The organism is Aureibaculum flavum (genome assembly GCF_016406085.1).
GTDB classification, from domain to species: Bacteria; Bacteroidota; Bacteroidia; order Flavobacteriales; family Flavobacteriaceae; genus Aureibaculum; species Aureibaculum flavum.
Genome location: NZ_JAEHFJ010000005.1, coordinates 270,246 through 283,090, shown reverse-complemented (window position 1 = coordinate 283,090; position 12,845 = coordinate 270,246). Strand labels below are relative to the sequence as shown.

The 12,845-nt window shown below is 33.2% G+C and carries 7 protein-coding genes; 1 reads left to right on the top strand and 6 read right to left on the bottom strand.

The genetic code is table 11. The features are described from left to right. Positions 1-34: 34 nt before the first annotated feature. The 6 genes from JBL43_RS12090 to JBL43_RS12065 all read right to left on the bottom strand — a co-directional run bounded on the left by JBL43_RS12090 (position 35) and on the right by JBL43_RS12065 (position 9,670). Positions 35-1,864 (bottom strand): glycoside hydrolase family 13 protein, encoded by a 1,830-nt coding sequence (locus JBL43_RS12090; RefSeq protein WP_438839434.1) that lies wholly within the window; start codon positions 1,862-1,864, stop codon positions 35-37. Between the two features lie 90 nt (positions 1,865-1,954). Continuing rightward, positions 1,955-4,069, bottom strand: coding sequence for a glycoside hydrolase family 97 protein (locus tag JBL43_RS12085; RefSeq protein ID WP_198841691.1), 2,115 nt, complete (start codon positions 4,067-4,069; stop codon positions 1,955-1,957). A 16-nt stretch (positions 4,070-4,085) separates the two neighbouring features. Next, positions 4,086-6,377: a glycoside hydrolase family 65 protein gene (locus JBL43_RS12080; RefSeq protein ID WP_198841690.1), complete on the bottom strand. Its 2,292-nt coding sequence runs from the start codon at positions 6,375-6,377 to the stop codon at positions 4,086-4,088. A gap of 57 nt (positions 6,378-6,434) precedes the next feature. After that, positions 6,435-7,094 carry a beta-phosphoglucomutase gene (gene pgmB / locus JBL43_RS12075; protein WP_198841689.1) on the bottom strand — a complete coding sequence of 220 codons (660 nt, stop codon included), beginning with the start codon at positions 7,092-7,094 and terminating at the stop codon, positions 6,435-6,437. Next, entirely contained in the window at positions 7,095-8,459 is a 1,365-nt protein-coding gene (locus JBL43_RS12070; RefSeq protein WP_198841688.1) for an MFS transporter, read from the bottom strand. 179 nt (positions 8,460-8,638) lie between these two features. Beyond that, positions 8,639-9,670, bottom strand: a complete 1,032-nt coding sequence (locus JBL43_RS12065) for a LacI family DNA-binding transcriptional regulator (RefSeq protein ID WP_198841687.1) — start codon at positions 9,668-9,670, stop codon at positions 8,639-8,641. A 208-nt stretch (positions 9,671-9,878) separates the two neighbouring features. On the opposite strand from JBL43_RS12065, the gene JBL43_RS12060 reads away from it, so the two are divergent. Then, complete coding sequence (locus tag JBL43_RS12060; protein WP_198841686.1) at positions 9,879-12,842, top strand: SusC/RagA family TonB-linked outer membrane protein; 2,964 nt, start codon at positions 9,879-9,881, stop codon at positions 12,840-12,842. Positions 12,843-12,845: the final 3 nt, after the last annotated feature.

Here is a 12,845-nt window from a genome sequence, read left to right as displayed (position 1 = left end):
TGTAGAAAAGGAAAAGTTGTTATTTACGGTAGCTTTACAGTTTTGTTGTTAATAATATCACTCCTCTATCATTAATTTTTAATGGGCCTTTCCAAGTTATTGAATCTTCTGAGATCATATTTTTTAAAGTTTTATCAACTAAACCCATTTCTTCAAAACGATTTAAATCTAACGCAACCGAATTCTCATTTTTATTCAAAATCATTACAACAGTTTCATCACCCTCTATTCGAAACAATACATAGATTCCATTTTCTGGTGCAAAATGTATGGTTTTACCATTGTGAATGGCTTTACTTTCTTTGCGATAATTCAATACTTTTTTAAGAAAATTCTGTACATCTTTTTGCTCATCTGTTAAGCCTTCTCCAGTAAATGCATTTACCGTATCATTTTGCCAACCTCCGGGAAAATCAGTCCTTATTAAGCCATGATCACCTGGTTTTTCAGCATCACTAAGTAATACTTCCGTACCATAATAAATTTGCGGTACTCTAGGTAATAACAATACCGATGCTAAGGCCATTTTAGTTTTTACATAATCTTCATTCAGCTGTGTGTGAATTCTGCTCATATCATGATTGTCTGCAAAAATCATGATATCTTCAGGTGTTGCATAATGAAAATCATTCGCTAAGCCTTCATATAATTTTACCAACCCTTTATCCCATTCTTCATTTTCATTTAAAGCAGCTACAATATTATTTTGCATCGGGAAATCCATGGTAGACCTTAAATTGGACTCATAGCCGTCCTTATTTTTAGCTCCAGATTGCCAATACCCTACTAATAGCGGATTCATACTCCACTCCTCACCTACGATACTAAAATTTGGATATTCTTTCATAATTGCCCCTGCCCAATCAGACATAAATTCCTTATCGGGATAAGGATAGGTATCTTGACGGATACCACCCAATTCTAACGTCTCTATCCACCAAATACTATTTTGAATAATATAGGTTGCCATAAATGGATTCTTCTGATTTAAATCAGGCATGCTATCTACAAACCATCCATCATTTAAATTTTTTTTATCCAGTTTAGAGGCATACATATCTTGATTGGCCGTTCGTCTATGATTGGATTTATTAATTTCTTTTTTGTTCAAGAAATTGTCTTGTTGATTGATCCAATCATTAAAAGGCAAATCTTTCATCCACCAATGTTCTATTCCGCAATGGTTAGCTACCTGATCCATTACCAATTTCATTCCATTTTCCTTTATTTTTTCGGCAAGTTCTTTATAGGCATCTAACGTTCCAAAACGAGGGTCTACTTCATAAAAATCAGTGATTGCATACCCATGATACGAAGATTCTGACATATCATTAGTTAACAAAGGTGTTGGCCAAATTGTAGTAAACCCCATGTCTTTAATATAATCTAAATGATTAATTATCCCTCTTATATCACCGCCATGTCTATAATAATCTTGTGCTCTATTTAAGGTTTGATCTTTTAGACCAGATACCTGATCATTAATAACATTTCCATTAGCAAAACGATCTGGAGTAATTAAGTAAATAGCATCCGAACTATTAAAACCTTCATAAGCATCAGCCTCCTTTTTACGAGCGTTTAACGTATAAGAATACCGAATTGTTTCCATATTTTCTTGTTCAAAAACGATATCAAACGCTCCTGGTTTTGTATCTGCATGGATGTTAAGATTTAGAAATAAATAATTTGGACTCGTTCCTTTTTGAATACTCATGAGGTGAACACCATCATAAGAAATACTCGGAATAGCATTGCTGATATTATTGCCTTTTATCAATAACTGTAAATCGTTATTCTCAAAACCTACCCACCAATTCAGCGGTTCTACGCGTTCTATTTGGGCACTTGCACCTAAACTCATTAATAGAAATATTTGACCTATAATAATTAATCGCTTAAAATCATATTCCATAAATTTAATCTTTTAAATCTTAATAAAAAAACAAGGTTATTATTTAATTTCCTTTATACTTATGGCATAACCTCCACCAGGAACAGACAGTTGTGATAATTTAGATGTATTGCTTATTTTTTTAGTCTTTATAGTATACGCTTGAGGATTAGTTTTAAAATCGGCATCCTTAGCATCAGCATAAATGGTAGCCAAATATTTCTTTCCTTTTTCTAAAAAATCAAATTTTATGTTTGATTTTCTAGCATTATTTCCATTTACATTACCTACGAACCAATTATTTGCTCCTTTTTCTTTACGTGCTACTGTTATATATTTTCCAGGCTCTGCCTCTAGATAAATACTTTTATCCCAATCAATTGCAACATCTTTTATAAATTGAAAAGCATCCATAAATTGCTCGTAATGCTCAGGTAAATCGGCTGCCATTTGCAACGGGCTATACATAGTTACATATAATGCCAATTGATTTGCAATTGTACTATTGACATGAGAATTGTTGTTCGAACTAAATTTACTGATTTCCATTTCAAAAATACCAGGCGTGTAATCCATAGGTCCGCCGATCAATCGCGTAAAAGGCAATATGGTAACATGGTTTGGTTTAGAGCCTCCAAAAGCTTGATATTCTGTACCACGAGCAGATTCATTTCCAATAAGATTAGGATAGGTTCTACTAATTCCCGTTGGTCTTACTGCCTCATGGGCATTGACCATAATTTTATAATCGGCTGCTTTTTCAAGAGCATATTGATAATGGTTTACAATCCATTGATTATAATGATTTTCACCTCTTGGTAAAATATCACCAACATAACCACTTTTAACAGCATCATAACCATTGTCTTTCATAAACTGATATGCTTTATCAAGATGACGTTCATAATTTCTAGTTGATCCAGAAGTTTCGTGATGCATCATCATTTTTACTCCTTTTGATTTGGCATAAGCATGTATTTCTTCAACATTAAAATCGGGATACGGTGTAACGAAATCAAATACATAATCCTTCGTTTTTCCAAACCAATCTTCCCAACCTTCATTCCAACCTTCAACCAAAACGGCATCAAAACCATGTTCAGCTGCAAAATCGATATATCGTTTCACTTTGGTATTGTTTGCTCCATGAGTAGCATTTGGTTTTACTTTTGAATAGTCTGTAACACCAAGTTGTATTGCAGATAACTCATCAGTATAAGCCCATGAGCTTTTACCTGTAATCATCTCCCACCAAACCCCAATATATTTAACGGGCTTAATCCATGATGTATCTTCTATTTTACTAGGTTCATTAAGGTTCAACGTCATTTTTGAAGCCAAAATATCGCGAGCATCATCGCTCACCATAATAGTTCTCCATGGCGAATGAGAAGGAGCTTGCATATACCCTTTATCTCCTCGAGCATCTGGTGTTAACCAAGATTCAAAAATCATATTTTCATCATCCAAATTAAGGTGCATGCATGAATAATTAATCAATGCCGCTTCATGTAGATTAATATATAAACCCGCATCGGTTTTCATGATTAATGCTGTTTGCACTCCTGTTGGTGAAAACTGCTCTTGAGAAGCATTACCTGTTACCGCAGCATCAAATTTTCCACGAATTTCTGACAATTTAGATTCTGTGTAATCATATTCTTGTGTGTCATAATCTCCAGGAATCCAAAAAGCCGTATGATCGCCTGTCATTGCAAATTGTGTTTTCTCCTCTTTAATTACAAAATAAACTAGATTTTTTTGCTCTGGAAACTCATAACGGAATCCGAGTCCTTCGTTAAATAGACGGAAACGAATTAGGACAACTCTATCTGTAACTTTTTGTTTTAATGTAACCGCTAATTCATTATAATGATTTCGAATTTCCTTTTCTTCACCCCAAACGGGAGTCCAAGTTTCATCAAAAGTTGACGTTTCTGTTTTAGAAATTTCAAAATCATTCAATAATGATTTTTTATCATTTTTTAATTCTAAACCTAAACTACTTGTCTTTATAACTTCTTGTTCTTTATACTTGAGTTGATAGGTTGGCGTACCATCATTGTTAAGTGAAAATTGCATTTTCATTTCCCCGTTTGGAGATTTTAACTCTTGTGCGGTTACCAGATTATTGATAACGAAAAAAGCAATAAGCGTAATTATTATTGACCTCATTTTATTCATTTTAAAATTATTTCATTGAAACAGTAACTGGCTTATCATTAACCATAATAGCAATAGGATTGCCCTCTAACAATTCAAAAGTAGTTTCATTATGACTGGTGTTTACTTTTATAATATGATTTCTAAAATTTACCTTAAATGAATATGACTTCCATTGTTCAGGAATTTTAGGTTCAAATGACAAGGTATTTTCCTTAATTCGCATTCCTCCAAAGCCCTCTACAATACTCATCCAAGTACCAGCCATGGACGTGATGTGTAAACCTTCTTCAACTTCATGGTTATAGTCATCTAAATCTAAACGAGAAGTTCGTAAATAGAACTGATAAGCTTGTTCCATTCTACCTAGTTTTGCAGCTTGAATACTATGTACACAAGGTGACAATGAACTTTCGTGCACTGTAAATGGCTCATAGAAATCAAAATGACGCTCTAGTTCTTCTGTAGTAAATTGGTCTTCAAAAAAGTACAATCCTTGTAAAACATCTGCCTGCTTTATGTATGGAGAACGTAAAATTCGATCCCATGACCATTTTTGATTTATTGGGCGTTGCGATTTATCTAAATTGGCAACCGTAATTAATTCTTTGTCTAAAAAGCCATCCTGTTGCAAATAAATATCGTGCTCTTCTGAAAAAGGAAAATACATGTTATCTGCTACTTTTTTCCATTGCTCTAATTCCGATTTAGAAATAGTTGTTTTATCAACAATTCTATCATAATCAGCAGTAAATTCTTTGGATACTTTATCTATATTTTCCAATGCATAATTGATACACCATTGCCCTAAATAGTTTGTGTAAAAATTATTATTTACATTATTTTCATATTCATTTGGCCCTGTAACGCCTAGAATAACATACTTGTTTTTAGCTGTAGAAAAAGTAGCTCGTTGATGCCAAAATCTAGCAATACCTATAAGTACTTCTAACCCTTTTTCAGGAATATAACTATAGTCACCTGTATATCGATAGTAGTTAAAAATAGCAAAAGCAATAGCTCCATTTCTGTGAATTTCTTCGAAAGTAATTTCCCATTCGTTATGACATTCTTCGCCATTCATGGTAACCATTGGATACAATGCTGCTCCGTTTTTAAAGCCTAATTTTTCAGCATTCTCAATAGCTTTTTCTAAATGGTTGTATCTATATTTTAATAAGTTTCTTGCTACTTGCTGATCTTTAGTTGCCATATAAAATGGGATGCAATAGGCTTCTGTATCCCAATAAGTACTTCCTCCATATTTTTCACCAGTAAAGCCTTTCGGACCAATATTTAATCGTGAATCTTTACCTAAATAGGTTTGATTTAATTGAAAAATATTAAATCGAATCCCTTGCTGAGCTTTGACATCTCCTTCGATGGAAATATCTGCCATCTCCCAAATTTTGGCCCATGATTCTTTTTGTGCGTTCAAGAGGTTATCAAAACCTAATGCTTCTGTTTTAGCTAAAACATCTTTTGCAGCACTCACTAATTTATCAGCGGAATGATTACGATCAACCGTATATCCACCAAATTTGTGAATGGTAAATTTTTCATTTTGTTTTACGTCTTGTTCATACATAAAAGCAATAAATTGTGGCTTTTTTCGTGTAACTGGTTTTATATGTAAAGCATCGTTATTCAAAAAGAAATGCGATTCCATGAAAGTACACGTATGAAAGTTGGTTTTCATCGTATGTGCTTCTATAAAAGCCTGCTCACCATTTTCTGTAACAGCTGTAGTATTCCAAAACGTATCATCCCAATTAGAATCTTCATTTGTGATACCACTATCTAAATACGGTTCATATAAAATAGTAACGTCATTATTTAATGGTGTAACTGTATATGAAATGGCTCCAACCTCATCTAATTCTAAACTTAAAAACCGCTTAACATCAACCTGAATTTCTATTCCACTTTTAAGCGTAGCTTTAAAATTACGAGACAACCACCCTTCTTTCATATTGAGTTCTCGCTTAAAATTTTCTACTTTTTTACACGTAAATAAATCTAATTGCTCTCCATTTATAGCCACATTAATACCAATCCAACTTGGAGCGTTTAGTACTTTTGCAAAATATTCAGGATAGCCATTTTTCCACCAACCTACTCTAGTTTTATCAGGGTAATAAACACCGGCGATATAACTACCTTGAAAGGTAGCTCCAGAATAATCTTCTTCAAAATTGGCACGTTGTCCCATAGCACCATTACCGATGCTAAATAAACTTTCCGAAGATTTCACCTTTTCAGGATCAAATCCTTCTTCAATTATTGACCATGCATTTGGTTGTATATATTCTTGGTTCATTTTAATATTAGTATTAAGGTATTAGTATTACGTCGATTTTATTTACAATTTATCTACTTATTTTCCGGCCAATAATCCGTTTAAAAAAATAGCGTCCATTTCTGTAAAATCTTTAAAATTATATTGAGCTTCAGATAAAATATTTTTATCTCCAATGCCAATACTTACCATATTTGCTTTGTTGGCAGCTTCTATACCTGCTACAGCATCTTCAAAAACAACACAATCATCAGCCTTTACTCCTAATTGTTTTGCTGCTAACAAAAACACTTCTGGATCTGGTTTTGCTTTGGTTACATTATTACCATCTACAATAGTATCAAAATAGGATAACAACCCTACTTTTTCTAAAATAGGTTGTGCGTTTTTACTTGCCGAACCCAATGCTATTGGAATATGGTGTTTTTTCAGAAAATCTAAAACTCTAACAACATCTGGTAGAATTTCAGATGCATCCATTTTATCAATATACTTTAGATAATCTACGTTCTTTTCAACCATCCAAGTATCAAACTGATTTTTAGTTGCAGTAATTCCACCAATATCAAGTAGAATTTCCATGCATCTTTTTCGACTTACCCCTTTAAACATTTCATTTTGTTCAATAGTAAATTCGAAGCCTAATTCACTAGCTAAATCGCTCCAAGCCAAATAGTGATATTTAGCAGTATCAACTATGACTCCGTCTAAGTCGAATATAAATCCTTTTTTATTCATTTAATTTTCGTTTAATTTTTCGTCTACATCTTTTACTTTTGCTACTAAGAGAGCAGCTATTAAGAAACTGACTCCACTTGTTACCAATGCAAAAATTGCATGATCGTTATATAAATATTTGACTAATGGCCCACCGATTATAGCATTTATAATTTGAGGAATTACAATAAAGAAATTGAAAATACCCATATATACACCCATTTTTTTGGGGTTGATAGAACCCGCCAAAATAGCATAAGGCATGGCCAAAATACTAGCCCAAGCGATACCGACACCTATCATTGAAAGAATTAACCAATCTTCGTTAGGCATAAAATAAATTGATATTAATCCTAGTCCTCCAATAATTAGAGAAGTAGAATGCGTTTTCTTTCTTCCAATTCTTTTTGCGATATAAGGAAGTGTAAAAGCAAATAATGCAGAAACCAAATTGTAAACTCCAAACAAAATACCAACCCAATCGCCAGCATTTTGATACGTCTTACTACTACTATCTGTTAAAGGTAATCCATATATATGCTGTGCGATTGCAGGAACAGCAAAAACCCACATTCCAAAAAGTCCAAACCAAGAAAAGAATTGAACCCAACTCAATTGCCGCATTGTAGCAGGCATCTTTTTAAAATCATCAAAAATATCTAATAAGCTAGACTCCTTTTCATCATCAACTATTTCAATAACACCATCTTGAGAAAGATTGTTTTCTATTTGCTGAAGTTCTTCAGGAGAATACTCCTTTGTTGTAACAATTGTTATTAAAATAGATACTATCAAAATAATAGCTCCAATAACAAAAGACCAAATTAGGTGCATAGGTACACTTCCTTCTTCTGATACATTTGAAATTCCAAACCAATTGGTTAATGCATAAGGCAACCAAGAACCGATAACCGCACCAAAACCAATCAAAGCGGTTTGAATACTGAATCCAGCTGTTCTTTGATCTGTTCTTAAATTATCTCCCACTAAAGCTCGGAAAGGTTCCATGGCAATATTAAAAGAAGCATCCATAATCATTAAAAAACCAGCACCCACCCACAAAGCAGGTAAAAAAGCAATAAAAATATCAGCTTGAGGCATCAATACTAATCCAATAGATGCTAATAAAGCACCTACGAGAAAATAAGGTTTTCTCCTTCCAAATCTCCCCCACGTTTTATCACTATAATGACCAACAATGGGTTGTACAATCAACCCCATAAGCGGTGCAATGATCCAAAACCATGAAAGTTCATGCAGATCAGCACCGAAAATTTGAAGAATCCTACTGGCATTTGCGTTTTGTAATGCAAAACCCATCTGTATTCCTAGAAATCCAAAACTCATGTTCCAGATTTGCCAGAAACTTAGTTTCCTTTTTTCCATAAATAAAATATTAACAACGAGATAACAGCCCAATGAAAATCATCGGCCAAATTTTTTGTGTGAAGTGTAAAATGTATTTTTAAACATTCGGTCTTTTATTTAAAATGAAAAGGCAAATGTCAAATCAAAACTTTCATTTTGAAATTCAAAGATATAAATTATTTTTTATAAATAATTTATTATTCTATTTTTTCTGTAGACTCTCTAATTTTTAAATCCGTTGAAATCACTTTATATTCATAATTAATTTCAGGTTCCTTTTTTTGAATTCTATCTAATAACATAGCTGTTGCCTGCTCCCCCATCATAAAACCGTGCTGAACAATTGTAGACATGGCCGGTGTAGAAAATTGAGAAATTAAGCCATCAGTAAAACCAATAATAGCCACATCTTCAGGAATTTTCAACTTCCTCTCTTTTACCACTTTCATCGCAATTGCAGCAAAAATTTCATTTACACCTATAATAGCGTCTGGCCAAACTTCTAAACTATTTAAATACGTCTGAATCTGTAAGGTAAGGTCTGTTTTGTCATTCACTCTAAATAGCAAACGATCATCTACTTGCCCTCCCCTTTCTTCAATCGCCTTTTTATACCCCAAACCACGTAGAGCACCAACATTAACATGATCTGGCGTTGACAATATACAAATACGTTTACGACCAATATCCATTAAATAATTAGTTGCCTTATAACCGGCTCCCTCATCATCAACCACAATTTTATCACAATTTACCTCATCAGAAACTCTATCGAATAAAACGAGTGGAATGTTGTAATCTGCCAATTCTTTAAAATGATCAAAATTTCCCAATTCCAACGTTTCCTTGGCTATGGAAACCAAGACTCCATCTACGCTTCCGTTAGATAACATTGCGAGGTTTAATTTTTCCTTTTCGTAAGACTCACTCGATACACAAACCATAACATTATAGCTCCTACCATTTGCCATTTTTTCAATACCACTTATAATTTCAGAGAAAAAATGATGTACAATTTCAGGAATAATCACACCAATAATCATGGTCTTCTTATTCCTTAGTTTTAAGGCCGTCATATTCGGTCTATAATGATAAAAATCAGCGAAGGCTTTTATCTTCTCTCGCAATTCTAAACTAATTTCGTTACTATCATTTAATGCCTTCGAAACTGTTGAAGTTGATACCTCTAATTCTTTGGCTATGTCCTTTAAAGTGATTTTCGCTTTCATCGTAATTTATCAAATTCTAAAAATATTGGTCTCTTTCTGATGAATTTCATCATTTTTCACAAGGATTCTATCAAAAAAGCAAAAAGTTTTCAACACGAAACCGTTTTCGTAAGGTTTCGCTTTTGTTAATGTAACGTTAAGATAGTAACTTCACCAAGTGAAATGTAAAAGTATTGATTTTAATTAGTATTAACTCAAATTAAATTAAATGAGAAATTTTAGAAAAGCCTTTTTTGGCGTCTTATTTCTTTTTCCACTGATAGCAATGGCTCAAATTAGTGTAAAAGGAAAAGTAACTGACAAAGCCACCGGTACTGAATTACCAGGTGTAAATGTTATTGTAAAAGGTACCACAAATGGTACGGTAACTGATTTTGACGGACTTTACACATTAGATAAAGCCAATATTGGCGATATACTCGTATTTTCGTTTATTGGATTTAATAATGTGGAAGTTGCCATAAAATCAAACGAAGATATTAATGTAATACTAGAAGAGTCTGCAGAAAGCTTACAAGAAGTAGTTATTATAGGTTATGGTACTACTACTAAAAAGGATGCTACTGGTGCCGTTTCTTCTGTAAAAGCAGCAGACATAAATAAAGGTGCAATTGCCTCACCTGAACAATTATTGGTAGGTAAAGTTGCCGGTGTTCAAGTGACAACAGGTGGTGGAGCCCCTGGTACTGGAAGTACCATTCGTATTAGAGGTGGTTCTTCATTAAGAGCTACCAATAATCCTTTAATTATTATTGATGGTGTACCATTAGATAACGAAGGTGTTTCAGGAACTAGAAACCCATTAAATATTGTAAACCCAAATGACATTGAGTCTTATAGTATATTAAAGGATGCATCTGCAACTGCTATATACGGGTCTAGAGCTTCAAATGGTGTCATAATTATTACCACTAAAAAAGGTAAAAGCGGTGGTATTAAAGCGAATTATTCTGCAAACGTATCTGTTCAAGAAAATACACAATTTGTAGACGCCATGTCTGCAACAGATTTCAAAGGATATGTAAATGCTAATGGAGTAGCTACTGACATTGCCTTAATAGGGAATGCTGACAACAATTGGCAAGATGAGATTTTTCAAACCGGTATAGGTACAGACCATAATATAAGTCTTTCTGGTGGTAGCGATAAATTTAACGTAAGAGGTTCTATGGGGTATACCAATTTAAATGGTACCTTAAAAACTTCTAAGTTAGAAAGAGCTACTTACTCTATAAATATTGGCACTAAACTGTTTGATAACAAGTTAAAAATTGATTTAAACACTAAAGCTTCATTAATTGGCAACCGATTTGCTGATCAAGGTGCTATAGGTAATGCAATTTCATTTGATCCTACACAACCTATTTATGATGATAGTCTTCCTTTTGGAGGTTACTTTGAATGGACAAGTCCTATTGATGGAAGAGCAATCCAAACTGGAGCTCCTAGAAATCCATTGGCATTACTAGAACAAAGAAGAAATGAATCTAGTGTAAAACGTTTTATAGGGAATATTCAATTTGATTATAAAATGCATTTTTTACCAGATTTAAGAGCAAATCTTAATTTAGGTATAGATAAATCAAGTTCAAAAGGTTTTAATAACATTTTTAATTCTTCCACAACACAATTGGCAGATGGCACTAATTTAGGAAACATGGCTACTTATAATCAAGAAAAAGAAAATCAATTGTTAGATTTTTACTTGAATTATGTCAAAAACATTGAGTCTATAGATAGTAAAATAGATGTAATGGCTGGGTATTCTTACCAAAATTTTTTAAATGAAGGTGGAGATGTGAGTAACTTACAAGATACTAGCATCAGTCAAATTAGCGATTACTCTAATGAACTGAATTTGCAATCATTTTTTGGAAGGTTAAACTACACTTTAGCCAACAAGTATTTATTTACATTTACCTATAGAGCAGATGGATCTTCTAGATTTAGAGGAGATAATAAATGGGGGAAATTTCCTTCAGCTGCCTTTGCTTGGAAAATGAAAGAGGAGTCCTTTTTACAAGATTCAAATACGATATCTGATTTAAAATTAAGAGTAGGTTGGGGAATTACGGGTCAACAAGATATAGGTGACAACTATAATCCTGCTTTAGCGACCTACTTACTGAGTACAAATACCGCTCAATACCAATTTGGTAATGGTTTTATTTCTACCTACAGAGCTGAACCTTATAATACCACATTAAAATGGGAAGAAACAACGACCTATAATTTGGGTTTAGATTTTGGTTTTCTCAATGACAGAATTAATGGTAGTATTGATGGATATTTCAGAGAAACCGTTGATTTATTAAACTTTATCTCCTTTCCTGCGGGTTCGGCATTATCAAATGCTGATTACGCCAATATTGGGAGCTTAGAAAACAAAGGGGTTGAGTTAACGTTGAATTTTATTCCTATTAAAACGGATGATTTAGATTTAACATTAAGCCTAAATGGTGCTTGGAACGATAGCGAAATTACAAAATTAACCACTAACGAAAGTACCGACTATGATGGTGTGGAAATAGGTGGTATTTCTGGTGGTGTAGGTAACAATGTTCAAATTCATTCTGTAGGCTATGCTCCAAGTACTTTCTATGTTTATGAGCAAGTTTATGATGCAAATGGAAAACCATTAGAAGATGTTTATGTAGATAGAGATGGAGATGGTTCAATTACTTTGGATGACAGATATCGATTTGAAAATCCAAATGCAGACATAACTCTTGGTTTTTCTACTGATTTAAATTATAAAAACTGGAATTTCACCATGTCTTGGAGAGGAAGTTTTGGAAACTACGTATATAATAATGTAGATTCTAATTTAGGATTTAAACTTAACTTATTAAACACGGCTTTCCCTGATGTTATTTCTAACGGTGTAGAAAACATTTTAGAAACTGGTTTTGTAAACGGAGGAACTGAAAGGTACTTATCAGATTATTACGTACAAGACGCTTCATTTGTTAAATTAGACAACATAGGCGTAGGTTATAATTTTAATAATGTATTTGGTGAAGGCACTAACCTGAAACTAAACGCGACGGTACAAAACGCATTGATAATTACTGATTACGAAGGTTTAGATCCTGAAGTTTTTGGAGGAATTGATTACAATATTTATCCAAGACCAAGAATCTATACGTTAGGTCTTAATTTAAACTTTTAAATT